The sequence below is a fragment of the Neobacillus sp. PS3-12 genome, assembly GCF_030915385.1.
GTDB lineage: Bacteria > Bacillota > Bacilli > Bacillales > Cytobacillaceae > JAEVLT01.
Genome location: NZ_CP133268.1, coordinates 1,342,671 through 1,367,646 on the forward strand (window position 1 = coordinate 1,342,671; position 24,976 = coordinate 1,367,646).

At 38.0% G+C, this 24,976-nt stretch carries 22 protein-coding genes and 2 pseudogenes; 5 read left to right on the forward strand and 19 right to left on the reverse strand.

The features are described from left to right. Window positions 1-63: 63 nt before the first annotated feature. Window positions 64-1,179 carry an aminopeptidase gene (locus RCG17_RS06900; protein ID WP_308174494.1) on the forward strand — a complete coding sequence of 372 codons (1,116 nt, stop codon included), beginning with the start codon at window positions 64-66 and terminating at the stop codon, window positions 1,177-1,179. A 784-nt stretch (window positions 1,180-1,963) separates the two neighbouring features. On the opposite strand, the gene murC is transcribed toward RCG17_RS06900, so the two are convergent. The 6 genes and pseudogenes from murC to RCG17_RS06930 form a co-directional block, all read right to left on the reverse strand. Next, window positions 1,964-3,262, reverse strand: coding sequence for a UDP-N-acetylmuramate--L-alanine ligase (murC, locus tag RCG17_RS06905; RefSeq protein WP_308174495.1), 1,299 nt, complete (start codon window positions 3,260-3,262; stop codon window positions 1,964-1,966). Window positions 3,263-3,577: 315 nt separating this feature from the next. Further along, window positions 3,578-5,666 (reverse strand): annotated as a pseudogene (locus tag RCG17_RS06910) (DNA translocase FtsK). Between the two features lie 651 nt (window positions 5,667-6,317). Beyond that, window positions 6,318-7,112: a DUF1444 domain-containing protein gene (locus RCG17_RS06915; protein ID WP_308175782.1), complete on the reverse strand. Its 795-nt coding sequence runs from the start codon at window positions 7,110-7,112 to the stop codon at window positions 6,318-6,320. A gap of 85 nt (window positions 7,113-7,197) precedes the next feature. Then, the gene (locus tag RCG17_RS06920) at window positions 7,198-7,512 is read right to left on the reverse strand and encodes a thioredoxin family protein (protein WP_308174496.1); all 315 of its coding nucleotides are present in this window, start codon (window positions 7,510-7,512) and stop codon (window positions 7,198-7,200) included. A 119-nt stretch (window positions 7,513-7,631) separates the two neighbouring features. After that, on the reverse strand, window positions 7,632-8,159 hold the full coding sequence (locus RCG17_RS06925) for a DUF84 family protein (RefSeq protein WP_308174497.1): 528 nt from the start codon (window positions 8,157-8,159) through the stop codon (window positions 7,632-7,634). A 68-nt stretch (window positions 8,160-8,227) separates the two neighbouring features. After that, window positions 8,228-9,301, reverse strand: a complete 1,074-nt coding sequence (locus tag RCG17_RS06930) for a M42 family metallopeptidase (protein WP_308174498.1) — start codon at window positions 9,299-9,301, stop codon at window positions 8,228-8,230. A 207-nt stretch (window positions 9,302-9,508) separates the two neighbouring features. Here RCG17_RS06930 and RCG17_RS06935 point away from each other — a divergent pair, with 207 nt between their 5' ends. Continuing rightward, window positions 9,509-9,832 (forward strand): PepSY domain-containing protein, encoded by a 324-nt coding sequence (locus tag RCG17_RS06935; protein WP_308174499.1) that lies wholly within the window; start codon window positions 9,509-9,511, stop codon window positions 9,830-9,832. A gap of 27 nt (window positions 9,833-9,859) precedes the next feature. On the opposite strand, the pseudogene RCG17_RS06940 reads toward RCG17_RS06935, so the two are convergent. Further along, window positions 9,860-10,698: pseudogene (locus RCG17_RS06940) on the reverse strand (MBL fold metallo-hydrolase). A 172-nt stretch (window positions 10,699-10,870) separates the two neighbouring features. After that, window positions 10,871-11,509, reverse strand: a complete 639-nt coding sequence (gene trmB / locus RCG17_RS06945; protein WP_308174500.1) for a tRNA (guanosine(46)-N7)-methyltransferase TrmB — start codon at window positions 11,507-11,509, stop codon at window positions 10,871-10,873. A 188-nt stretch (window positions 11,510-11,697) separates the two neighbouring features. Here trmB and RCG17_RS06950 point away from each other — a divergent pair, with 188 nt between their 5' ends. Continuing rightward, window positions 11,698-11,976 (forward strand): YtzH-like family protein, encoded by a 279-nt coding sequence (locus RCG17_RS06950; RefSeq protein WP_308174501.1) that lies wholly within the window; start codon window positions 11,698-11,700, stop codon window positions 11,974-11,976. Between the two features lies 1 nt (window position 11,977). On the opposite strand, the gene RCG17_RS06955 is transcribed toward RCG17_RS06950, so the two are convergent. The 6 genes from RCG17_RS06955 to pepV all read right to left on the reverse strand — a co-directional run bounded on the left by RCG17_RS06955 (window position 11,978) and on the right by pepV (window position 19,200). Next, complete coding sequence (locus tag RCG17_RS06955) at window positions 11,978-12,751, reverse strand: phosphotransferase family protein (protein WP_308174502.1); 774 nt, start codon at window positions 12,749-12,751, stop codon at window positions 11,978-11,980. A 244-nt stretch (window positions 12,752-12,995) separates the two neighbouring features. Then, a complete protein-coding gene (gene pulA, locus RCG17_RS06960) occupies window positions 12,996-15,134 on the reverse strand; it encodes a type I pullulanase (RefSeq protein ID WP_308174503.1) in 2,139 nt (712 codons plus the stop codon). Window positions 15,135-15,217: 83 nt separating this feature from the next. Continuing rightward, a complete protein-coding gene (locus tag RCG17_RS06965; RefSeq protein ID WP_308174504.1) occupies window positions 15,218-16,192 on the reverse strand; it encodes a nuclease-related domain-containing protein in 975 nt (324 codons plus the stop codon). A 20-nt stretch (window positions 16,193-16,212) separates the two neighbouring features. Further along, window positions 16,213-16,788, reverse strand: coding sequence for an RNA 2',3'-cyclic phosphodiesterase (thpR, locus tag RCG17_RS06970; protein WP_308174505.1), 576 nt, complete (start codon window positions 16,786-16,788; stop codon window positions 16,213-16,215). A 111-nt stretch (window positions 16,789-16,899) separates the two neighbouring features. Continuing rightward, window positions 16,900-17,757, reverse strand: a complete 858-nt coding sequence (dat, locus tag RCG17_RS06975) for a D-amino-acid transaminase (RefSeq protein WP_308174506.1) — start codon at window positions 17,755-17,757, stop codon at window positions 16,900-16,902. Window positions 17,758-17,778: 21 nt separating this feature from the next. Continuing rightward, window positions 17,779-19,200 carry a dipeptidase PepV gene (gene pepV, locus RCG17_RS06980; protein ID WP_308174507.1) on the reverse strand — a complete coding sequence of 474 codons (1,422 nt, stop codon included), beginning with the start codon at window positions 19,198-19,200 and terminating at the stop codon, window positions 17,779-17,781. A 421-nt stretch (window positions 19,201-19,621) separates the two neighbouring features. On the opposite strand from pepV, the gene RCG17_RS06985 reads away from it, so the two are divergent. Then, window positions 19,622-19,843 carry a DeoR family transcriptional regulator gene (locus tag RCG17_RS06985; protein ID WP_308174508.1) on the forward strand — a complete coding sequence of 74 codons (222 nt, stop codon included), beginning with the start codon at window positions 19,622-19,624 and terminating at the stop codon, window positions 19,841-19,843. Window positions 19,844-19,879: 36 nt separating this feature from the next. Here RCG17_RS06985 and RCG17_RS06990 read toward each other — a convergent pair whose 3' ends face one another. The 3 genes from RCG17_RS06990 to speD all read right to left on the reverse strand — a co-directional run bounded on the left by RCG17_RS06990 (window position 19,880) and on the right by speD (window position 21,589). Further along, window positions 19,880-20,236, reverse strand: a complete 357-nt coding sequence (locus RCG17_RS06990; RefSeq protein WP_308174509.1) for an ArsR/SmtB family transcription factor — start codon at window positions 20,234-20,236, stop codon at window positions 19,880-19,882. Next, window positions 20,237-20,653, reverse strand: coding sequence for an SRPBCC family protein (locus RCG17_RS06995; RefSeq protein WP_308174510.1), 417 nt, complete (start codon window positions 20,651-20,653; stop codon window positions 20,237-20,239). 114 nt (window positions 20,654-20,767) lie between these two features. Continuing rightward, window positions 20,768-21,589, reverse strand: a complete 822-nt coding sequence (gene speD, locus RCG17_RS07000) for an adenosylmethionine decarboxylase (RefSeq protein WP_308174511.1) — start codon at window positions 21,587-21,589, stop codon at window positions 20,768-20,770. A gap of 190 nt (window positions 21,590-21,779) precedes the next feature. Between speD and RCG17_RS07005 the strand changes: the two genes are divergently transcribed. Next, the gene (locus tag RCG17_RS07005) at window positions 21,780-23,123 is read left to right on the forward strand and encodes an amino acid permease (RefSeq protein ID WP_308174512.1); all 1,344 of its coding nucleotides are present in this window, start codon (window positions 21,780-21,782) and stop codon (window positions 23,121-23,123) included. 50 nt (window positions 23,124-23,173) lie between these two features. On the opposite strand, the gene RCG17_RS07010 is transcribed toward RCG17_RS07005, so the two are convergent. Next, complete coding sequence (locus RCG17_RS07010) at window positions 23,174-24,172, reverse strand: glycosyltransferase (RefSeq protein WP_308174513.1); 999 nt, start codon at window positions 24,170-24,172, stop codon at window positions 23,174-23,176. Between the two features lie 64 nt (window positions 24,173-24,236). Continuing rightward, complete coding sequence (locus tag RCG17_RS07015; protein ID WP_308174514.1) at window positions 24,237-24,956, reverse strand: pseudouridine synthase; 720 nt, start codon at window positions 24,954-24,956, stop codon at window positions 24,237-24,239. Between the last annotated feature and the right edge of the window lie 20 nt (window positions 24,957-24,976).

Sequence of the window (24,976 nt, forward strand, 5' to 3'; positions counted from 1 at the left end):
TCTTCCCTGCTCGTTTCGGTTACAATATGATTGTATTCATATTTTGCTTGGAGGCGTTACATAATGAAAGACCCAAGAATTGATAAACTGGCAAAAAACTTAATTAACTATTCTGTTCAGCTCCAAAAAGGCGAAAAAGTCCTAATTGAAAACTTTGGCCTGCAGCGTGAGCTTGTTACAGCACTAGTTCGAGAAGCCTATGCAGCAGGTGGAAACCCATTTGTTTTATTAAAGGATCAACAGATAGACCGTTCCCTTTTGTTAGGCGCAAAAGAAGAACAATTTTCGATGATGGCAGAATTTGAAGCCAATGTAATGAAAGAAATGGATGCCTACATTGGTTTGCGCTCCGGAAATAACATCAACGAACAGGCAGACGTTCCCGATGAAAAAATGAAAATTCATGGCAAAACGATCGGCAAAAAAGTTCATCAAGATATTCGTGTTCCTAAAACAAAGTGGGTTGTACTCCGCTACCCGACCTCTAATATGGCCCAACTGGCAAAAATGAGTACAGAGGCCTTTGAAGATTTTTATTTTGATGTTTGTACTCTTGATTATGGAAAAATGGATAAAGCAATGGACAGCCTTGAGGAATTAATGAACCGTACCGATCAAGTTCGTCTAAAGGGCCCTGGAACAGATTTAACCTTCTCTATAAAGGATATCCCTGCGATTAAATGTGCAGGCAGATTGAATATTCCTGATGGTGAAGTTTATACAGCACCTGTCCGCAATTCCATTAATGGTGTCATTAGCTATAATACTCCTTCACCCTATCAAGGGTTCACGTTTGAAAATGTAAAGCTTACCTTTAAGGATGGGAAAATCGTAGATGCCCAAGCAAATGATACGGAAAGGATTAATCGAATCTTTGATACCGATGAAGGTGCCCGCTATGTCGGTGAATTTGCCATCGGGGTGAATCCATTCATCCAAACACCAATGCAGGATATTCTTTTTGATGAAAAAATTGATGGAAGCTTTCACTTTACCCCTGGGCAATGCTATGATGATGCGTTTAATGGAAACCACTCCAATATTCACTGGGATTTGGTAAATATTCAAAGACCTGAATATGGCGGCGGTGAAATTTACTTTGATGATGTCTTAATTAGAAAAGATGGCCGCTTTGTCATTCCAGAATTAGAAAAACTTAATCCAGAAAATTTAAAGTAATAAAAGCAAAGAAGCACCCATAATGGGTGCTTCTTCCAGAATGACAAGAAAGTGTATTTTTCTCTGCAATTATTATTTTGTAAGCTATATATCAAATTTATCAACTGTCCCTGCTAATGGGCCTGTTGATTTCCACTCCGGGCACTCGCTTTCCTCGGGGAGGTCCTGGAGCCTCCTCGGCGCTTTGGCGCCTGCGGGGTCTCCAGTGACCTCTTGATCCCGCAGGAGTCGAGTGCCCTCCGCTCCAATCAACAGGGAGGCAAATCAACCTAAAGTATAACAACACACTTTTTCTAACCTTGCCATGTGTGTTGGAATCTTCTTTATATTTTTGTAGGCTGAAGAAATAAGATCTTGTAATGAAAAATCAATATGTTTATCAATCAAACGAGGAATATGGGGATTATTATCAATTAATCAATAGATACAAATTAATTTTCATTTTGGCTAGAATCTCTGGTTTAAACATTCACCACATATTTTTATTATTTATTAGTTGAGCTGAAAGTCTTTTTTGAAAACACGCTGTTGATTGATGCGGAAGGCACGAAGACTCCTGCGGGAGTACGGGGCTGGGGAGACCCCGCAGGAGCGAAGCGACGAGAAAAGGCTCCCCGACACGCCCGCGGAAAGCGAAGTGCCTGGAGTGCCAATCAACAGACATGTTGAGAGCAGATATACAATAAATTATTGCGGCGGAATATTATAGTAATTGCCGAGTTTGATATGCTCCCCTTAAGGTAGACAGCCAAAAAGAAGCACCCATAATGGGTGCTTCTGCTTTTTATGATAGCTGCTTTTCATAGGCGTCTTGAAACTTTTGGATATCTCCTGCACCCATAAAGATAATGATACTATCAGAGTGCTTTTCAAGGACGGATGTATGTTCTTCGGAAATGATTTCAGCGTTTTCAATTTTATCCTGTAAATCTTTAATTGATAAATTCCCATGGTTTTCACGGGCGGAACCGAATATATCACACAGGTAAACTTTATCTGCATTGCTCAGGCTATTAGCAAAATCATCAAGAAATGCCTGAGTCCGTGAGAATGTATGTGGCTGGAATACAGCTACTATTTCGTGATTCGGGTACTTTTGCCTTGCTGCATCAATTGTAGCTCTAATTTCAGTTGGATGGTGTGCATAATCGTCAATCAGGATTTGTGAGCCAATTGTTTTCTCAGAAAATCTTCTTTTTACGCCTTCGAATGACATAAGCTGACCCTGCACAACATTCACATCGACTTCTTCATAGTGGCATACCGCAATCACTGCTAAAGAATTTAAAACATTATGATCCCCAAACGAAGGGATAGAAAATGAGTGATAAAAAGTATTCCGTATGAATACATCAAATGTTGTGCCCTCAGTTGTCTTTACAATATTTTTCGCCTGATAATCATTTTCTTCTCCGAAGCCATAGAACAGCACTGGTACCTTGGCTTGGATTTTTTGCAGGTGTTCGTCATCTCCGCAAGCAAATATACCTTTCTTGACTTGAACAGCCATTTCCTGAAAGGCAGAAAAAACATCATCAATATTGGCGTAATAATCAGGATGATCGAAATCAATATTTGTCATGATTGCATAATCAGGGAAATAAGACAAGAAGTGTCTTCTATATTCACAGGCCTCGAAAACAAAATATTCGCCGTCCTGCTCACCTTTACCGGTACCATCTCCAATTAGAAATGAAGTTGGCTTAGCACCGCTCATAACATGTGCAAGCAGACCTGTTGTAGAAGTTTTACCATGAGCACCTGTTATCGCTACACTGGTAAAGCGCTGCAGGAAATCTCCCAAAAAACGATGATAACGGACAATTGGAAGTCCAAGCTTCATTGCTTCTTGAATTTCTTCATGTGTATCAGGGAAAGCATTACCCGCAATAATCGTCATTCCTGGTTTTATATTTTCTTTTTGAAAGGGAAGGATTGTTATTCCTGATTTTTCAAGTGCCAGTTGAGTAAAAAAGCGCTTTTCGACATCAGAGCCTTGTACTTTAAAATCCATATCATGCAGTACTTGAGCAAGTGCACTCATCCCCGACCCTTTTATACCTACAAAATGGTAAATAGTCATCTAAAGAACCTCCAACCAACGTCTATCTGTAAAACAGTATATGACATCTGTCTGTAATTGATAATTGTACTAAGAAACACCTAAAAGGCTAAGCAATTGGAAAACTTGGGCAATATCAAAGTTTCAAATAGACATGTTTAATTTAATAAATTTATTATTACATTTTAATTGAAATCACATTTAGATATTATAGCACTATTCCATCATGAAAACTATCGAACAGTTTTTTTAATAGCAGTTTTTTTCCAGCTTGAAGATTGTTCATTATTAACCTTTTATTTCTATTATTGACAATTAGAGCCTTTCGTTAACCTTTTAGATACCAGTTTCTTGAATGGTTTCGAGGTCGGCTGCAGTTATAAGAACATCTCTTGGTTTACTTCCTTTGGCGCTGGAAATATAGCCTTGCTGCTCCATCATTTCCATTAGTCTGGCAGCCCGATTATAGCCAATTTTAAACCTTCGCTGCAGGCTTGATGTTGATGCACTGGACTGGTCAACAACAAATTCAATGGCTTCGTAGAAAAGTTCATCCTCTTCCTCAGAAACTTGTGCCTTTTTTAACAGCTCTTCCTGCTCAAACAAATAATTCGCTTCTTGCTGTTCTCTTACATGTGCCACAACAAGATCAATTTCATCATCAGATACAAACGTTCCTTGTAACCTTACTGGTTTTGATGATCCATTTTCTAAGAATAACATATCCCCGGCCCAGCAATTTCTCTGCCCCTCCAATATCAATAATGGTTCGTGAATCGACTTGAGAAGAAACAGAAAAAGCGATCCGCGTCGGGATATTAGCCTTAATAAGACCTGTTATGACATCCACAGATGGTCTTTGAGTTGCAATAATGAGATGGATGCCGCATGCTCTTGCTTTTTGAGCAATTCTGCATATGGCTTCCTCAACATCTGCTGGTGACATCATCATTAAATCCGCCAATTCATCGATCACAATCACAATAAACGGCAGTTTATCGGAATATCTTTTATGCTGCATTGCTAATTCATTAAATCTGTTAATATCACGAACCCCTGTGTGAGCAAATAATTCATAGCGCCGCTCCATTTCTTCTACAGCCCATTTTAAAGACGCAGTCGCCGCTTTTACATCTGTGATGACTGGACTAACAAGGTGTGGGATCCGATTATATGGAGCTAATTCCACCATCTTAGGATCAATTAACAATAGTTTTAAATCATCCGGACTTGCTTTATACAATAAACTTACTAAGATTGTATTGATACAAACACTTTTTCCGGAACCAGTTGCCCCAGCAATTAAACCATGCGGCATTTTCTTTAAATCTGTTACAATCGGTTTACCTGAAATATCTAATCCCAATACAGCGGTTAATGGTGATACAGAATCACGAAAAACATGACTTAGAATAATTTCACTTATTTGTACCGGCCTTGATTTTTGGTTTGGTACTTCAATCCCGATTGTATGTTTCCCGGGAATTGGAGCTTCCATCCGAATATCCCTTGCTGCAAGGCTCAACTTAATATCATCTGTTAGGTTAGTTACCTTATTTACTTTTACACCAGGTTCAGGATGAACCTCAAATCTTGTAACAGATGGGCCTTGGGTAATATTAACAACCCTTGCACCAACATTAAAATTTTCTAAAGTCTGATTTAAAAGATTTTCTTGCTCCTTAAGCCAGTCTGAATCTATATCTATCACAATGGGTGGATTCAACAAATCAAAAGCAGGAAATTCATAAGTACCTTCTTCTGAGTTTACAGTCATTTCTTTAACGTTTGTTTCCATTTTAGGAACTAACTCTTCAATTGGTACGGAAGGTTTTTTAGGAACTACCTCATCAATCGGTACAGAAGGGGTACTTTGCAAAGAAATACTTGGTTTCTCCTTCTGCTGCCTTTTCTCTTCCCATTTTTGTTTATCCTGTTTCAACATCATGACATTAAAAGGCAGATGTTTTCGTTTCGGCTTTTCAAGTTCTAGCTCGTCGATACTTTCTTCAGGTTCATCTTTGCTTGCTACTAATTCTCTTTCATCATTTGTAATTTGATCGACGACTGCTTCTGTGAATTCTTCGTCAATATCCTCACAAGTTTCACTATTTTCAAACGAGAGTTGTTCGGTAGTGATGGCTGCCGCCACTTCAACAGAAGCTAACTCCACTTCTGTTTGGACCTGTTCAATCATGTTGTTTTCATGATCATCTTCCAGCGAATCTATTACATCCTGATCTTGTTCATCAGATTCAATCTCAAATAATAGTCGATCTAACACTGAATCATTCTGGATGGTTTCATTATCCACTTTTGCTTCTAGAAGCTCACGATCATCACTTACAACATCACCCAAAACAGCCTCGCTTGCTTGAAGGATATCTTCACTTTCGATGGATGCAATCGGTTCTGATTCCTCCATCCCTTTACTATCTTTCAACAGCGCAGCATCTTCGTGGTCCTGTGCATCTATTGCAAAATGACTAAGTTCATACTCTACCGCCGTCGTCTTTGGACGATTGAAACCAAAGACAGGGGAAGGAATTTCAGTTGGACGGAATGGCCCGTTACTATGAATTTTTTCTAAAGGAACTTTTTTCGGTTTAACCGCTTCTTTTTGGAGCCTTTGTTCGTGGTCTCTTTGTGATTGATTTCGATCCTTCGATTGATTTCGATCCTTCGATTGATTTCGATCCTTCGATTGATTTTTCTTTTCCACATGCTCTTTTTCATGGCGGATTGTTTTTTTCTCATCCGGAATGATCGGGAACCTAAAATGTCCTTTTGGGTATTGGTAGGTAATTCTAGCATCCAATTCCTTGTGAGCAGGTTGCTGCCTTTTCTGCTGTATGCTAGGTTGATTTGTATGTATTTCTTGTTGTACAGCTTCCTCCTCTTTTTTAAACCTTTCAAAAAAATTTTGGATCCAACTCAAAAAAATCACTCTTTCTATGTTACTATCATTCTATTTTATCAGTTTTTAATAATAATTCGACTAAAATTCAAAGAATAGTTCTAACGGCTGAAAAAATAGAAAAAAGGACCACTATTGGGTGATCCTTAACTGCTGCAATCAGTGTTTTTTATTTTTTCCTAAAATAAAAATTGGTTCGAGTTCCCCATTTTCATATAAAAATGATAATGCTGTGATCGGAACACGGCCACTGGCAAAAAAACTCATCGCCATTTGGGCGAGTACATCATAGCCTGTATTGTTACGAATATCTGCTATAATCAGCACATCCTGATGGGGCAAAGCAAGAACCATTGTCCCTGTTATTTGCTTTTCTATTTTATTTAAAAATCTTTTATTTAAAATACGGCTCGCATCATAGCCGTCATTTGTATTTAAAAAATAAAAAACATTATCAGCAACATGATCTTCCTTCATTTTGGTTGAGAGTGATCGTACATTGAATAAAGCAATTTCCCTTATTCTATTTGCCTCCCAGCCTTCCTTTTCCATCAAGCGGGTATCAATTAACCGATAGGTTTTACCCATATCAAAAGCATAGTAAATCCTTGTCTCTGCCGTATGTTCGTCAAATAGGAACGAGACCCCTTCCTCTGATTCACTAGGAAATGAGGCAGAACGAATGACGGGGTAGATATTTTTCTCATGATCGGTTAATTGTACTTCATCCACCATTGCATGGAGTCCTTCCTCCACATAATAGACCACTTCATCAATGGCTTTATCTTTTTCAGTATGCCATTTCGCAATGATCCCCGACAAGGATACTGTAATTCCCTTTTTGGTCAGCTTGCTTTCAATTCTCAGTGTATCCTTTTCCCGATCGTAAATGATTAATCGATCTTCTCCTGCTAACCTTGCTTCCAAAGCCTTTTTCATTGTGATACTATCCATTTTAGTCATTTTATCCCACCTTAAAGGAACATTACCTCTATTGTACAAAAAAAGAAGGCTGTCTCAAAGAGACAACCTATGGTGTTTATTTTAATCCGTTAATGAAACTTTCGATTTCTTCTTGTGTCTTACGGTCCTTGCTGACAAAACGGCCTAATTCCTTTCCATTTTCATAGGCTAAAAAGCTTGGAATTCCGTATACATCAAGCTGCTGACACAAATCGATAAAATCATCCCGATCAATATGAACAAAAGTGTATTCACTAAATTTCGTTTCCACTTCAGGCATAAATGGATCGATAAATCTGCAATCTGGGCACCACCCAGCAGAAAATACAAATATATGGTTTCCATCATTTTTTAATTGTTCAAATTGCTCCATTGTTTCTAAATTTTTCATATCCATGCCTCCTATATACTCTATCTTAACAGAATTCACCATGCACATCATGGTTTTTGCTTCGTCCTTTAAACTGCTTGTCCTCATTTCAATTGTTATTTATCCCTGTTGAACAAAACTCATTCGCTTTGTTCGTTCATTCTTTTTTTATAATCATATTGTCCAACTAACAAATTCATAATATGTGTAAACATTTTAACTCTATTAATGACTCCATCCGTAAAAATTCCTATGGCACCTTCGTGCTTTCGCACATTTTTCATTTTTGCATAATCATCCATCACAGGCCCCAGCTCTTCTCCTGCTCGAAGTCTTTGGGCGATTTCTTCTGGAAGTAGCAGCCTCGCTCCACCTGCAATAAGGGGGTCAAAGTCATTTGAAGCAAGAGCTCCCCAATTACAAAGCAGCAGACCATGACTTGTTTCCTGGACGCCCCCTTCAAGCCCGATTCCGATCTCACCTTCTCCCTGTTTTAACGCATTAACAGCGCGATTAATCGCTCCATTTATGGTTTCTTCATCAGAGAAAGGCTGTTCATTGACGCCAGAGGGAATATCCATTGAAATGAATTCAAAATTACCACCATGAAACGCATTTTTTACAGCCTGATTTTTGGCTGGATTTTTGGAACCAATAATAATTTTCATTTTGACCTCTCCTCTAACACAGGAAAAAAGGAGGCAAATGAAATGCCCCCTCAGCGTTATTTTCATTATTAGCAATTTGCTCTAATCGTATCCACTGTAGTCTGATCACATGCTTTGACTAAATTGACAACCAATTCTTTTGCAGCAGCATAATCATCAACGTGAATAATCGAAGCATGTGTATGAATATATCGCGAGCAAATTCCAATAACTGCACTTGGTACACCTTCATTTGATAAGTGCACCTTGCCAGCATCGGTTCCCCCTGGTGATACAAAATATTGATATGGAATCTTGTACTTCTCGGCTGTATCAAGGACAAATTCTTTCATTCCTCGATGGGTAACCATTGTCCGATCAAGGATTCTTAATAAAGTTCCCTTTCCTAACTGACCAAATTCTGATTTTTTCCCTGTCATATCATTCGCTGGACTTGCATCAAGGGCAAAAAAGATATCAGGTTTAATCATATTTGCCGCAGTCTGTGAACCCCTTAGGCCAACTTCTTCCTGTACGGTTGCCCCAGCATAAAGGGTATTTGGTAATGTTTCGTCTTTTACCTCTTTTAAAAGCTCAATGGCAAGGCCGCAGCCATAACGGTTATCCCAGGCTTTTGCCATAATTTTTTTCTTATTTGCCATAGGAGTAAATGGGCAAATTGGAAGAATAGGCTGTCCAGGTTTAACGCCAATTTTTTGGGCATCTTCTTTGTCATCTGCTCCAATATCAATTAGCATATTACTAATTTCCATTGGTTTATTCTTTTTGGATTCATCGAGCAAATGTGGCGGTATGGAACCAATAACACCTATGATCGGACCATTATCAGTCATAATCTGCACGCGCTGTGCCAGCAAGACCTGGCTCCACCAGCCGCCTAGCGGTTGAAAACGCAGCATTCCATTATCTGTTATTTGAGTAACCATAAAACCAACTTCATCCATATGTCCTGCTACCATAACGGTTGGTCCATTTTCAGTTCCTTTTTTGATTCCAAAAATACTTCCTAGTTTATCTTGAACAATTTCGTCTGAATACAGAGATAATTGTTCTCTCATGAAATTTCTTACTAGATGTTCATTACCTGGAGCTCCAGGTAATTCAGTTAATGTTTGAAATAGCTTTAAAGTTTGTTCCTCCATCTGACGGACTCCTTTAACCATTTAAATTGTCCAGCCGCAGCACCCAGCGGCGCTTTTTAGCTTTTCTTTAATATGTATACATGTATTGTACCGAAGTTTATGACTGCTTTCCACCAATTGACTTTTCAATGAGGATATGATTAGGTTCTCCATCTTAAATCAGCTATACTAAAGAAAGACAAACGGAAATATGTGGAGGGGAAACGTATGAATTGGAAGCCGTTTATGATTGGAACAGCTGTCGGGTTAATCGGCGGATATGCTGCGAAAGAGATGATCTCCAAAAAGGTAAATAGATCAGCCGAGAAGGTTTTGGATGACGTAAAAAATCAGTTCAAACAACATGGAAACATAAGCGGTTCATGGATTCATATGGAAGCGGAACTATATGAAAAGGAACAGATCAGTTATAAGGTATATAAAGGTGGCGTATCCAAACACGAAAATGGGGAGCAAAAGCAATTCGAATTTATTGCTGATGCTAGCACTGGAACCATTATTGATATTTATCCCATAAATGATCGTAAGTAAACAAAAGGCCAGTCCATCAGACTGACCTTAGTTTTCTTTTCTTACGTTTTCAGTGATTTCCCCTTCAGGCCCCCACTTCACTGCCCGATAATAATCATCATGATAAAAAGTAAACCAGGCACTTTTTTTGAGGCCATATGAAATCCATTTTTGCTTTGCAGAAATCGAGTCCATTGGATAGTCGTCAAAGGCAAGTACCCATAAAACGTTCTGATGTGCATGTGTTGGCATAATGTCGCCCATATGGAGAGCTGTTTCACCGTCATCTTCAATTACTAAAATACAATGTCCATTACTATGCCCGCCAGTATGAATCAGCTTCAACGGTCCGAAGCTCCATTCTTGATCAATCGTAACAACTTGTCCTGCAATCGGTTCCCAATTTTCCCTCCAGTAAGTGCCTTTCGTCCGAATCGTCGGTTCCCTCATCTCATCCCACTCAATTTGTGAAACAATAATCTTCGCATTAGGGTAAACAGACCGATATTCTCCATTTTCAAGAACAGTTAGACCACAGGCATGGTCATAATGCATATGCGTCAAGATGACCGTATCAATATCAGCAGCAGTTAATCCGATTTCCTCCAAACAAACTTCAACCTCTGATTCTTTTTCAACCCCGTTATTTCGAATTTGCTTTTCTGTCAGTTTCCCGTTGCCCAGGCCGTATCCAGCAGAATGTTATTTCCCCCAAACTGGATTAAAATAGGATCAGTTGATAATCTTACTTGATTTTTTTCATTGGAAGGATACTTTTTTTCCCAAACCGGTTTCGGTACTACGCCAAACATTCCCCCGCCATCCAAGTTGATTATCCCTCCCGATAACCATGTAAGCGAAACATTTCCAACCTTTAATGTTTCCATTTAAATTCCTCCTTTGTCCCATGGATTCATTTTAGCAACATTGGAAATTTTTGGCCATAAAGAAAACTCGCCGATTGGCGAGCCCCTAAGGGCGAAGACAGAGGTGTAGTTGCACTTATACTTTCCAATTAGCTAAAAAAAGACCTGTTCATCATGAACGGGTCCTAAACACTCATTGATATTTTACTTCACATCTAAAAATACGGTTGCCTTTTTCGGAAAACTTTTGTTCGTATTCTGTCATGATATTCCCTTCAAAATCACTATGATGAAGGTCAAGACTGAGATACTTTAACAATAAACCATACTGGGAAAAACTCATTAAGGAATACTCAAACAAGCTTTGATTGTCTGTTTTAAAATGGATTTCCCCGGCATCCTTCAAGATATTTTCATAAAGCTTAAGGAAGCTTTTATAGGTTAACCGTCTTTTCTCGTGACGGGTTTTCGGCCAAGGATCAGAAAAGTTTAAATAGATGCGGTCTACATCATTTTTGGCAAAAAGCTTTTCCAAATCGTTCGCATCAATGTTCAATAGCTTAAGGTTTGGAAGGTCTGCTTCAATTAACTTGTCTAATGCATCTACAATAACACTTTTATATACTTCAATCCCAATATAATTAATATCGGGATGAGCTTTCGCCATCTCTGTTATAAATCGGCCTTTTCCAGTGCCAATTTCAATATGAAGCGGCTGCTTTTTTTCAAATGGTTCATGCCATTTTCCTTTATGCATTTCAGGATTGGCAACGACGTATTGTGGATATTGCTCTATTTTTTCCTGTGCCCAAGGTTTATGTCTTAATCGCATTACTTACACTCCTAATTATCATATCGTTCAAACGATATCATGCAAAGAACGCACTTTCAAGTTTATTTTGCCTCGTTTTATTCAATTTTAAGAAAAAACCAAGAAGATATCCAATGCATAAACGAAAAAAGGAATTCACATGCTAAAGTGAATTCCTTTTTAAGACAACATGAAAGGGTGAATTTTTCATGCCATTAAGTCATCAAGACCAGGTAACATTATTAAAGGATATTTTAAGCAACCATCAAACAGATTGCTGTGGATCCGTTGCTGAATGTGAACAATTGGAACGTTTAGTGAAATCCCTTATGGTAAACACACAAATTGACCAAAATGTTAAAAATATATTGGAAGAAGTTTATACCTATAGCCAGCACGGTGCACAAACAGCTGACTTAGATCAGCATATCACAGCAAACCAGGATAATCTTTCACAATGGGTTTCCAACATTGATCAATTTTCGTAAATTACAAAATACTATTTAAAAATTGCACCCATTTATTCATTTCTTGAAAATGACTTTTGTTCTTATGCCATTGGACTGAAGTTAAGGTTTGTAGGGCCACATACCATTTCATTCTAAGTTTTAAATGAGCGGTCATTTTTGTGCCATACATGGCAAGCCAATCTCCCCAATTTTCCTCTTTGATATACCAATAGAGGAGTAAACCTAAATCAATTGCTGGATCAGCAATCATCGCTCCATCCCAATCAATAAGGTACAACTGGTTGTTTTCAGCAAGCAGCCAGTTGTTATGATTCACATCACCATGACAAACTACTTTCATTTCACTGTAAACATTCTCTTGTTCCTTTTTTAAAAAGTCAATCGATTTCTTAACTTCTGGAAGAATGAGAACATCTTCATCCAGTTGTTTCAAGACCATTTTAAAAAGATTTTCTGGAAGAAGTGGATTTTTTTCTAACCTTCTTAACATCGTTAGCAATGGTTCTGAATGATGAATTTTCCGTAATAGATTAGCGACTCGTTCTTTCGTCATCTCCACTGGTTTTAATTCTCTTCCGTTAAGCCATTGTTGAGCAGTTATCACATCGCCATTTTCCAGCCTCTTAGTCCAAACAAGCTTGGGGACGATCCCTTCTGCTGATAGCACTGCAAGAAAAGGAGAGGAATTACGCTTAAGAAAAAGTCTCTGATCTTCATGCTTAGCATAAAAGGCCTCCCCTGTAAGTCCTCCTGCAGGGACAATTTCCCATTCTTGTCCTAATATATGTTCCAAAATTGTTCACCTTCAATTTATCCCGTTCTAATGAATAAACCCATCATTATAGCGAAGTATAATCCGTAGCTGAAAGGTTTTTGTTGATGAACACTAACAGCTTTATATTTTAAGAAAATAAAAAAAAGGCTATTGATACCATTACACACAATAGCCATCTTTTTAAATTTTATCTCGTAAATGCTTTTATAGTCAAGACTAACTAATAAATTCATTGTCTTTATCGACAATTATCAAAAATACATTACTTTTTCACTAAAATATTCAACGATATCGGAGCAAGACTGACTTCACATTGGACTTTTTTTTCAAACGGATCGGTACAAACGATTTTTTCATCGGCTATCAAAAACCAATCCCCCTCTGGCACGATTACCTTTTGTGTGTTGTCAGTTGGATTAATAAGCAAAGTGACTTCTTGAAAATCTCCTGAACCATTATGATAAGAAAAGCCAATTAAAGGATGTGCGAGCGACAATAACTTTATTCTTTGGCGTATCTCTTCAGCAGTCCGTAAGCGGAAACAAGGGAATTTTTTCCTGATTTGAATAATCCCTTTTATATACTCAACATTCTCTGTGTATTTTAATTTTCGGTCCCAATCAAGTTGATTAATCGAATCTGGGGAACGGTAACTATTCCCAACACCCTTTTTCGTTCGAAAAAATTCTTGACCGCTATGAAGAAATGGAATTCCTTGAGATAACAGCACCAGACTGGTTGCAAGACGGTGATATCGAATGAGTTGAGTTTCATCCCTATCCAGGAAACACCTTTGAAGCTTATCCCACATCGTATGGTTATCATGGCACTCAACATAGTTGACAGATTGCATGGGTTCATTGAACATCATACCCTCTTTGTTTAAAAAGCCAATGCTTCCAGTAATCCCTTCGATAGCTGCTTCACGATAATGGTCATTCCCCAAGGCGTAGCCTTTATCATATAAGTTAAATGTACTCCCTTTTATCGAATCTCGAAATTGGTCATTAAACTGAGCAACATTTAAGATCTTGGATTGGTTGTGGAGGGCAGCCTTTTCCTCATATGGGAGCGGGGTATTTAGGTTCCAGCCTTCTCCGATTAGGAGAATCCCCTCTTGCAAACGATTGCACAATTCTCTAATCTCATTGATCGTTTTAATATCCAAAATTCCCATTAAATCAAACCTAAATCCATCAACATGGTATTCCTCTACCCAAAAACGAATGGAATCCAAAATGAATTTACGGACCATCAGCCTTTCAGACGCTAGATCATTTCCAACCCCTGTTCCGTTTGATGGGATTCCAAATTCATTATGGCGAAAATAATATCCAGGAACTATTTTTTCAAAAGAAGATAGTTCACGTTTATAGACATGGTTATAAACAACATCCATCATCACACGGAGACCTTCATGATGAATTTCTTCAATTAATTGTTTTAGTTCGTTAATTCGGGAATAGGGATTGGCAGGGTCAGTCGCATAGCTGCCTTCTGGGACATTATAGTGAAGAGGGTTATAGCCCCAATTATATTCTCCTTTTGGATGAAATTCGTTCACCCCAGCAAAATCATTAAAAGGAAGAAACTCAATATGGGTAACACCGATTGATTTTAAGTAAGAAAGGCCAGTTAATTGTTCCCCTTTCCCTTTCGTCCCCTTCTCCCCCGCTCCAAGGTAAAGACCCTTATGCTTTGCTCCACTGTTTGGGTGGACCGTAAAATCCCTTACATGCGTTTCGTAAATAATCGCATCTACCGGATGGCTAAAAGTAGCTAATGATGATTTTCCCCTTTTTGTTTTCGCCATTTTTACAATAATTCCAAGCTCACCATTAGCTGTAACTGCATTGACATAGGGGTCAACTGCTTCTCTCCATTCCAGATTGACACAAACCAGATAGGAATAGTGATAATATTCCAAGTCACGATTTATCACCGCTGTCCAAACCCCATCATTCCTTTTCATTTTGACCATTTCAATAAAGGTACCATCAGGATGTTTCAGCTTCAATTTTACCTGTGTTGCAGTTGGTGCCCAAAGTTTAAAAATGGTTTGCTCTTTTTCGCAGGTAACACCCAAGTCTTTTGCAGGATAATAAAATTTTTCATCAAATCCAGCGCTCCGAATAACAGCGCCAATTTGAAGATCCGTTTTCCCGCTATGATCATCGTTGATCCAATAGGTCTTACCAAACAAAATTTCATCGTCTATCGAACAAGTATATTTTTGATAATCGTCAATCCGTTTATTTTCGATCATTTTTAATGGTTTCTGCTCATGATCAGAAGTTATCGTGAACGAAGTTGAAAATCCATGGTGATATGAAAGCGGAAGTAGAATCGTAATGATATTCATTTCATCTAGATATGCTAGAAAAGGCCTATTGATATCCACTTGAATCCCTCTCTTTCAGATCATCTTCTAATCTTTTTATTATTCATTTAAAGGCATTAAGCCTTCCTCAAATCAATTTTGGTTTATTCATTTTCAACCTCTATGTTCCATTCCAGTCTTCTTCTGCTGTCGGTGTGACAAAATTGTAAAAGAACCTTTGCTGCCTTTAATTGGATATGTTTCAAGGGCGACTTAAGGGCACGCATTGACTGAAACCAGGTATTAAAATTACGTACTTCCGCAAATTCTACACCAAAAGGGGCTGAAGGATAATCAATATAGCCGTTACGGCTTACTAATAATTTATGTATTGGGAAATCAATTTCGTGCATCTTAAAAATATTTTGAACAATCTTTTCCGTACGATTTAAAGTTAACAAAGGATTTAGTACTTTCTTTTCTGAGCTTTCCGTTCGCTTTAGCCAAAACCGTTCATTTGACCCAATGAACACCGCAGAATCCTCTGCTTCAATAAAGGTGATGCACCATACATCTGTTGGCGTCAACAAGATGATTTCTGCTTCAAGCGGCGCTTTTTTTAAAAGAAAAATCGGCCTATATAAAACAAGGTATGTATCAGGAAACCGTTGCAAAAAAAACTTTAAGTTTTCCTCAAAGTAATATTTTGAATGAATAGGGGATTTTTCTGTGATCGTTGAACTGGCCCATTTTAATTGAAAACGATAAAGCTGATCTAAAAATTGCCGTTTCAACTCATCAATTGATTCTGGCTTAAAAGAAAATGTAGCTGTAAATTGCAAAGGATCTTCCTCAATTTTCACTGGAGTTTCCAGAACTTGTTCATTTTCATCTGATTTTTGATTATGCTTAAATAGACCTGTTAGCTTTTTTAACAATGCTGGTTTTTCTTCTTCTTCCTCCCATTCTGAAGCAGGCTGATGAAAAGTAAGATTAGAAGCATCTAATCCTCCATTCTCCCAATTGAATTTGGTTCGTTCCCATTGCTGTTTTTTCAAACGTACGAACCGGGATGGATAGGTGAAGATATCCATCTCATAACGTGAAATATAATCCTGAAGCTTTATTAACTGTCCCATAGCGATAAGTCCTGCCTTTTTTACTGTGTATTTTCCAATGAAAATAATTTGACCTCTTCATACTTTGGTGTTTTGTCAAGATGGGTTTGATATAAGGCAATCTCTGTTCCTTTAAATGCGATTGGCTTCAATTGGAGCTTATTCCACACATCAAGCATTTCTCTTTGAAACGGTTTTTCCCCTGCCCACTTTCTTGCAAGCGTAAGATGGGGGCGGAACGGCCTTGTTTCAAGTGTAAAGCCTGCCTCAATGCAAGCTGTATAAACTCTCTGTCTAACTAATTGTAACTCATTACTTACCTCGGTATCAGCAAAAAATATCCTCGGGCTGTCTGGTTTCCCAAAAATCCCGAGACGATTTATCTTCAAATGAAGGCTCCCGAAGCCAGGAATTGTTTCCTCTACGTTATTGATAGCCGCTTCAAGTTGATTGGAAGGCACAAACCCCAGGAAAGCCAAGGTAATATGAAAGTCTTCATGGTGAACCCAGCGTTGAAATGGGAGGGATTCCTTTAATCTTGCACAATGCTCTTTCAACAATTGCTTCGTGCTAGCAGGTAATTTTAGTGCAAAGAAAAAATGCGTCTGCTTTTCCATCTTTATATTCATTCCTTTCCATATATTCTACTTGTATCATTTACATGATGATTTAAAAGAAAACGGAGAAAACAAAGACGTGCGCTGTTTTTCATCCGCACGTCTTTGTTACTATTTCAAAGTCCCACATTGGCGAGTAATTTCCGCCTCAAATAATGCTTGAAGTTTCCTAGTAACAAGCCCAGGTTCCCCATTGTTAACTGCGTTCCCGTCAATCACAATGACCGGCATTACTTCAGAGGTAGTGCTGGAAAGAAAGACTTCATCTGCTGCAGCTAATTCTTCTTTCGTAAAAGTTCTTTCTTCTACTTGAATTCCGTTATCCACACATAGGTTAAGGATGACATCTTTTGTAATTCCTTTTAAGATAAGGTTGTCAGAAGCGTGTGTATAGATTACTCCATCTTTAATAATAAAGATATTGGATGAACTGCCTTCAGTTACCTCCTGGCCACGGGATTGGATCGCTTCATAGCAGCCATTTTCAGATGCCTTCTGTTTCGCCAAAACATTGCCAAGCAAGTTTAAGCTTTTAATATCACAACGGAGCCAGCGGATATCCTCTACAAGAATTGTTTGCACTCCATTCTCCAGCTTTTGGAGTGGACGTTCAAGCTCCTTCGTATAGGCGACAAGAGTTGACGGCACATTTTGAGCAGGAAAAGCATGTGTCCTTGGTGCAACACCTCTTGTTGCCTGCATGTAAATAATGCCCAGTTTAAGATTGCTTTTTACAATTAATTCTTGAAGCTGTGTAGCCAGCTGTTCGATTGTGAATTCCAATGACATGGAAATACTTTCTGCACTTCGGAAAAACCTTTCTAGGTGTTCCTTTACGGTAAACATTTTTCCATTATAAACGCGAATAACCTCATAAATCCCGTCGCCAAACTGATAGCCTCTATCTTCAATATCGACTTTTGCATTTGAACGTTCAACAAATTCCCCATTGATCAATGTCCAGTTCATTTTAAATACTCCTCTGCTCTCTCATTCTTTATTGGCTAGCTCAAATATTGCTTGTGCATAAATAGCTGTTGCCTTTAATAGATCTTCAATAACGATATATTCATCTTTTTGATGAGCGATATCGGGCCTTCCCGGAAATAATGGACCAAACGCAACTCCCGTCTTGAGACTTCTTGCATAAGTCCCGCCGCCAATCGCTAGTAAAGTTGCTTCCTCACCAGTTTGTTCTTGATAAACCTTTTTAAGTGTTTGGATCAGGAACTCTTTTTCATCAACGAAGTGTGGCTTTGAATCTTTAAAATTTTGTATTAAAAAGCCCTTACCGCTTAAAAGTTCATCAAGCTTCGCTTTTGATTCTTCCATTTTGTTCGTGACTGGGTATCTGACGGTTACCCCTACTTTCCCATGAGTTTCTTTAGAATAGGAAAGTATTCCCGCATTGATTGTCAACTCTCCAGATACATCATCCTTGTATGAGACTCCCAGTTTCCTACCTCTAGAATCATCAAAAAAATAGTGAGAAACAAATTGAAAGTAATGATCGGCCCGAGCATCAATCTTTTGCTTTGATAGGAATTCAGCTAAAAATAATCCGGCATTTTTTCCGTTATTCGGTTCCATCCCATGAGCCGAAATACCATACACTTCAAGACATATCTCATCCTGCTCCAAATGGTACTGGCTTTCAATCCCAAATTTGTTCATGAAATGAGTAAACTCCTGGATTATTTCCAATTCTTTTCCAGAAGCTCGAACGGTTGCTTTTGCATAATCGGGAACCATATTGTATCTTCTCCCCGACTCGAAGCTTAGAATTTCGATCAAATTATCATTTTTTTCAAAATCTGTTTTATTCTGAACAAAATCAAAATCAGAAATCCCTTTTTCCGCATTAATAATTGGAAAGTCAGCATCAGGGGCAAATCCCAAGGTTGGCATTTCTTCATGTTCAAAATAGTAATCAACACAGCGCCAATTACTTTCTTCATCTGTGCCAATGATCATCCGAACACGCTTTTTTAATTCTAATCCCAGCTCTTTTACAATTTTCATGGCGTAGTATGCAGCCATTGTTGGTCCTTTATCATCTAATGCACCACGAGCAAAAATTTTCCCATCACGGATTTCAGCCCCAAATGGGTCACTGGTCCACCCATCCCCCTCTGGGACAACATCCACATGGCAAAGGATTCCGAGCAATTCTTCTCCTTTACCGAATTCAAGATGACCAGCTAAATTACCAACATTTTTTGCTGTAAATCCATCTTTTTCCCCGAGCGTAAGCATAAAATCTAGTGCCTCTTTTACTCTTTTACCTAGTGGAGCATCTGGAAAAGTATTTTTTTCATCTAATAAACTTTTAATATGTAATAGTTCTTGCGTATCCTTAATGAGTGCTTCTTTTCTCTTTTCTACTTCACCCATCCAGTCAATTTTGTTCAATATTATGAGCCTCCTAAACAAAAAAATGGTTGACTATCTTATTATTGCAAATTTCTTAAAAAATTTCTTTTAAGAAATAAGAAAATTTATCAAAAGAAAAAATATTTTATTTTCCAAAATTTCAATTAATTTGGTATATTATTACTATTCAACCATACTCTTATAGTAAAACATCTAGAAGGGGGGAATTTGGAGGAATTTAGAATAATTTAACATTAACTTAATAATTATGGTGGAAATTTTCAGAAATAATGGTTACAATATTAGTAAATGTAGGACATCATTGAATGGAACGAGTTTTGTTCTACGAGAAGGGGTTGTCTGCGGAAAAGAAAACTACATACATTGAAGAATTTTCTTCAAAGAGGCGTCGGTAGCAGGAAATTGCCACAGGTTTGAAAAAAGGATAGGGAGTGGTTCTTTGAAACCTTCAACTAACCGGATGTTAAACCGTATTAAATGCATCTACATGTTTATCCACAAAAACGGTACTGTGACAACACAGGAACTTGTAGAGGAATTTGGTATCACTCCTCGCACCATTCAAAGGGACTTAAATGTCTTAGCCTATAATGACTTAGTAATAAGCCCCAGCCGTGGAAAATGGACGACTACACAAAAAAAAGTAAAATTAACCTCATAGTTAACAGATATAAAATAGCACACGAATAATCGTGTGCTATTTTTGTTGTTTATCAATATCTTTTTTTGCAGGCACATCTGACTCAACAAAAGCTTTCAGTGCATTGAGCTTATTTTCCCAAAATAGTTCAAAATAATTTAACCAATCCCTTAACTCCATCAATGGTTCCGGCTCAAGTCTATATCTTTTTTCTCTGCCTGCTTTCCTCTCTTTTACGAGACCTGCATCTTCAAGAATATGGAGATGCTTGGCAACAGCAGTCCTGGTCATCGGAAAGTGATCGCTGATAACAGTAATTGACATTTCTTGATTGCTTAATAGTTTTAAGAGTTTTCGGCGGGTAGGATCTGCAACTGCTTGGAATACATCATGCTTTGCGTGTGATGAAGCCATTTATGCCTCAACAAATGCCTGCAGTTTTTTTACAAGGCCTGCCCATCCTTGTTCCATATTACCACGAACCGCTGTATGAGGTGCACCAAATTCTGTAACTTTATTTGCATCCCACCCTGAATGGATAAGGGTAAACTCTGTTTGTTCACCAAGCTCCTTTAATTCAAACGTTAAAGTCCAATCCTTTCCCCAATTAAAAGAAAGTTTATTTGGGGGATCAACGACAGTTACTTTACATGGTGACATCCCAAATTGACCAGCATTTAATTGAAACTCATACCCCTCGATTGGCAGAAGATCATTTGGCATAAACCATGCTGCTAAGCCTTCAGAGGTAGCAACTGCATCCCAAACTTTCTGAATAGGGGCATTATAGACCATTGTCTGACGGATATCCTGTAATGTTTCTTGGCTCATTTTAAAACTCCTCTAATGTTCATTATTTTTTCATCTCAAAACCATAATATGAAACCAATTGGTTTCATATTTATTATAATATAACACCGATTGGTTTCATTTCAACCCTTTTGTTTAGTGGACTTCATAATTGTCGATATTTTTCCCGTAAAAAATTTCATCCATTTCCCATTTCAGGCTTTCTGTAATTTCAGCTATTTCTTTAGGTGATATTTTGTCCTTTGTATAGCCAAAAAGATAGTTATTAAGATCAAATTCCCTTAGTTTACATTTAGTATGAAAGATATTTTCCTGATAGACATTTACATCAATCATGTCATATAGATCAATAATGTCATCGGGAATATAATTTTGAATCGAACTTATGTCATGATCAATAAACAATTTATGACCGTTTTTATCCCTTGTGAAGCCACGAACACGGTAATCAATGGTCATGATATCAGTATCAAACGAACGGATGAGATAGTGCAGGGCTTTTAGTGGGGAAATTTCACCACATGTTGAAACATCAATATCAGCCCTAAAGGTACTAATTCCTTCATCAGGATGATACTCAGGATATGTATGGACTGTAATATGGCTCTTATCCAGCTGCAATACAACAGATTCAGGTAAAGGACCTGGTGATTCCTCGAAGGATTCATTGGGAGCATCCTCAACAGGTCCCTCGGAAATAAGGTAGGTCACACTTGCACCTTGCGGGATAAAATCCTGGCTAGCAACATTTAATACATGTGCTCCAATAATGTCTGACACGTGCTTACAAATTTTTGTTAATCGGTCTGCATTATATTGTTCATCAATATATTCCAGATAGGCTTCCCGCTCCTCCTTTGTTCTTGTATAACAAATATCATACATATTAAAACTCAAGGATTTTGTCAGATTATTAAAACCATGAAGTTCAATCCGTTTCTGGTGGGATAATTTCATGTTTTTTCCCCCTTAAATTTTTTATTCTGCCTTTTAAATACTGTTATTTTCCCCACTTTTGTTTAGATCAAACAAACTTTATCCTTGTTGACTTTCTACTAAAAAATGATATATTAATATAAATATGTTCTTTAACGCTTAAAAGCGTTTGTGCAAAAAAGAAACTAAAAAGTTAGGGTGATATAATTTCATGGAGAAAAAGCAGCAGGATTTAAAACGGGGATTATTGCCGCGGCATGTTCAATTTATCGCCTTGGCAGGCATGATTGGAACAGGTATTTTTAAAGGAAGCTCGGATACATTAAATATGGCCGGACCAAGTGTCGTTGTTTCTTATCTAATTGGAGGTTTGATACTTTTCATTGTGATGGCAGCATTAGGAGAAATGGCCATTGTTTATCCGAATTTAAATATCCAGCTTCTCGTAAAAAAGGCATTTGGTTCAAGAACATCCTTTATTGTTGGCTGGCTGTATTGGATTAACTATGTCTTGGTAACGATTGTTGAATTATTGGCAGGCGGAAGCTTTTTGCAGTTTTGGATTCCATCTGCCCCATTATGGTTATTAAGCTTTATTTGTGCAGTTGTAATCGTTGCTATTAATCTTTTTCAAGTAAGTTATTATGGCGAAACAGAATTTTGGTTTGCGAGTATCAAAATCATTGCATTAGTTGCCTTTATTCTCTTAGGAGCATTGCTAGTTTTTGGTATTGTTCCAAGTCCTGTCCATCACCCTGTCTCTAATTTGTTAGGTCATGGAGGATTTTTCCCTAATGGAATAAAAGGAACACTGAATGCTTTTCTCGTTGTCATGTTTTCTTATGGAGGAGCAGAGTTAATTGGTGTTGCGGTAACTGAAACGAAAGACGCCGAACGGGTTATGCCAAAGATAATCAAAAGTACAATTTGGCGGATCATCATTTTTTATATTTTCCCGATTTTAATTATTTGCAGTATTATTCCTTGGAATCAAGTAACAGGGAAAGATAGTCCATTTGTTCAAGTATTTAGTTTCGCAGGTCTGCCTGGTGCTGCAAGTATTATGAACTTTGTGCTTTTAACGGCTGTCCTGTCTGCAGCAAACTCCGGAATTTACGCAACTTCCCGAACATTGTTTTCAATGGGGCAAAGCGGCGAGGCACCAAAAGTACTTTCGAAAACAACGAAGTCAGGAACTCCAGTTATAGGAATTATGATTACAAGTATTTGTATATTGGCTGGTGTATTTTTAGCATATATAACACCTGATCAAGTGATTGGTTATTTAATGACCATACCAGGATTTACGGTTATGTTAATTTGGATTTGTATCTGTGCTGCCCAAATCAAACTTCGTCCAGCATATCAACATATGCCAGGATTTCAGTTGAAGGGTTTTCCGTACACAAATATATTAGCAATTGTTTCACTTACAGTTATCGTTGTAAGTTTTATGTTTAATAAAGATAACATCATTGGTTCGGTCGTATGTCTTGTCATTGTTGGAGCCCTTATCCTCCTCTCCTTTGGTGTTAAAAAAAAGAAAATAGTGTAATCGAAAAAGCCAGCTAAATGTGCTGGCTTTTTCACTTTCTTGCATCATAATTAATTCAACCAATCCTCGAAGAAATTCTTATACCCCTCTTTCATTACCGAACTTGAGAATTTATCAAAGGCATATTGACGATTTTCCGCAGAAGCTTTTATTGGAGCGGCAGCAGCCATATTAACGAGTTCAAACCAATTTTGTTCATTCCCGGAAAATGAATGTTGGGAACTGAAATGTCCATAGCAAGGATGTTCCGGTTTCACAATGATTTTTCCCATTGCCATTGCTTCCGTTAATGGCATCGCGAACGTGTCAAACTTTGAACAATTCCAAAAGACTTTTGCCGAATTCATTAGCGCAAATACTTCATCCTGTGTTAAAGCAAACTGCAGCTTAACATTATTCGGAATATCATACTTTTTCATACTCTCTTTATAGCGAACTCCGCCAAAAACCATATAGACTTCCTTATCTGGATTTTGACGGGCATATTCGATAACCAAGTCGGGTCTTCTATTTTCTTCATCTCGGCCAATCCAAAGAATTCGGTTATCAACAACATGATCTGGGTCATAATACATATTGGCTAATTGTTCATTAAAGCCAATGGGAATGACATTAACGTCAGTTACACCAAAATTTCTGGTGATTTCCCGTTTAAGAAAGTCCGTTTGTACGATTGCCTTATCAACAATCGAATAAAATGGTTTCATCATTTCATACCCCGTCAAAGCAGGGTCAGGAAAACTATGCGGAAAGAGGACACAGTTTTTAATAAACATTTTTAAAAAAGTAAAGCCTGACACTGTGTAAATAACATGTTCAATGTTTTCTTTATAGATTTGGTCCAGAACAATATCGTAATTGACTAAATCACCTTTTTCATGCTCATACCCCGGAATCCAGTCATACCCGCTTACGTGGCGCTCGGGTGAGATAAAGATAATCTCTACCCCTAATTCGCTGGCGATTTGCTTTAAACGCTCAGCAAACACCCGAGGGCCTTGTGCTTCCGTAAATTGTATTTTTCGCATCACTAAACCGACTTTTTTCATCAAATCCTCCTATACTGTGAAAAAAAGCAGCCGAATGCAAGGCTGCTTTTTTAACATTCGTTTATTATTTTACTTGATAGTCTCTTAACATTTCCACTTCTTCGTCCGTTAGTTCGCGATATTCACCGAGTTCAAGTGTTTCATCAAGCAAAAGAGATCCCATTGAAATCCGCTTTAAATACACAACCCGCTTTCCAACTGCTTCAAACATTCTTTTTACTTGATGAAATTTCCCTTCCGTTATCGTTAACTCGATATCGGAGCGAATTCCTGATTTTAGAATTTTTAACTGTCCAGGTTTTGTTTCGTAGCCATCATCTAAGGTGACTCCACGCCCAAAAGCATCTATATCACTTTCCGTAACCTCTCCATCGATGACAGCAAAGTATGTTTTCGGTACATGCTTCTTTGGTGACAATAGCCGATGGGCTAGCTGCCCGTCATTGGTAATCAACAAGAGCCCTTCCGTGTCTTTATCCAACCGCCCAACAGGAAAAGGCTCATAAACCTGGTCTTCCATTTCCAATAAATCAATAACCGTTTCACCAGCATAATCCTCTGTGGCCGAAAGAACTCCAGGAGGTTTATTCATCATTAAATAGATGAACTCTTTATATTCAATCGTTTCACCATTAAGTGTAACAAGATCTTTGTTTGGATCAACCTGCACTTTAGGGTCTTTCACAACAGCATCGTTTACCCTTACCGCTCCATCTTTCAAGAGTTTCTTGACTTCTTTCCTGCTGCCAAAACCAAGATTGGCTAACAATTTATCAATTCTCATTTGCCACCCGCCTTTTCACA

Coding starts and splice junctions, on each gene's coding strand:
- murC (WP_308174495.1), bottom strand. CDS start 3,262: ATGACTATTTACCATTTTGTAGGTATAAAAGGGTCGGGGATGAGTGCA.
- RCG17_RS06935 (WP_308174499.1), top strand. CDS start 9,509: ATGAATTGGAAGCCGTTTATGATTGGAACAGCTGTCGGGTTAATCGGC.
- RCG17_RS06920 (WP_308174496.1), bottom strand. CDS start 7,512: ATGAAAAATTTAGAAACAATGGAGCAATTTGAACAATTAAAAAATGAT.
- RCG17_RS06950 (WP_308174501.1), top strand. CDS start 11,698: ATGCCATTAAGTCATCAAGACCAGGTAACATTATTAAAGGATATTTTA.
- trmB (WP_308174500.1), bottom strand. CDS start 11,509: ATGCGATTAAGACATAAACCTTGGGCACAGGAAAAAATAGAGCAATAT.
- dat (WP_308174506.1), bottom strand. CDS start 17,757: ATGAACTGGACATTGATCAATGGGGAATTTGTTGAACGTTCAAATGCA.
- RCG17_RS07005 (WP_308174512.1), top strand. CDS start 21,780: ATGGAGAAAAAGCAGCAGGATTTAAAACGGGGATTATTGCCGCGGCAT.
- RCG17_RS06930 (WP_308174498.1), bottom strand. CDS start 9,301: ATGGAGGAACAAACTTTAAAGCTATTTCAAACATTAACTGAATTACCT.
- RCG17_RS06990 (WP_308174509.1), bottom strand. CDS start 20,236: ATGGCTTCATCACACGCAAAGCATGATGTATTCCAAGCAGTTGCAGAT.
- RCG17_RS06915 (WP_308175782.1), bottom strand. CDS start 7,112: ATGGATAGTATCACAATGAAAAAGGCTTTGGAAGCAAGGTTAGCAGGA.
- RCG17_RS06925 (WP_308174497.1), bottom strand. CDS start 8,159: ATGAAAATTATTATTGGTTCCAAAAATCCAGCCAAAAATCAGGCTGTA.
- RCG17_RS07015 (WP_308174514.1), bottom strand. CDS start 24,956: ATGAGAATTGATAAATTGTTAGCCAATCTTGGTTTTGGCAGCAGGAAA.
- RCG17_RS06965 (WP_308174504.1), bottom strand. CDS start 16,192: ATGGGACAGTTAATAAAGCTTCAGGATTATATTTCACGTTATGAGATG.
- speD (WP_308174511.1), bottom strand. CDS start 21,589: ATGAAATTATCCCACCAGAAACGGATTGAACTTCATGGTTTTAATAAT.
- RCG17_RS07010 (WP_308174513.1), bottom strand. CDS start 24,172: ATGAAAAAAGTCGGTTTAGTGATGCGAAAAATACAATTTACGGAAGCA.
- RCG17_RS06995 (WP_308174510.1), bottom strand. CDS start 20,653: ATGAGCCAAGAAACATTACAGGATATCCGTCAGACAATGGTCTATAAT.
- thpR (WP_308174505.1), bottom strand. CDS start 16,788: ATGGAAAAGCAGACGCATTTTTTCTTTGCACTAAAATTACCTGCTAGC.
- RCG17_RS06900 (WP_308174494.1), top strand. CDS start 64: ATGAAAGACCCAAGAATTGATAAACTGGCAAAAAACTTAATTAACTAT.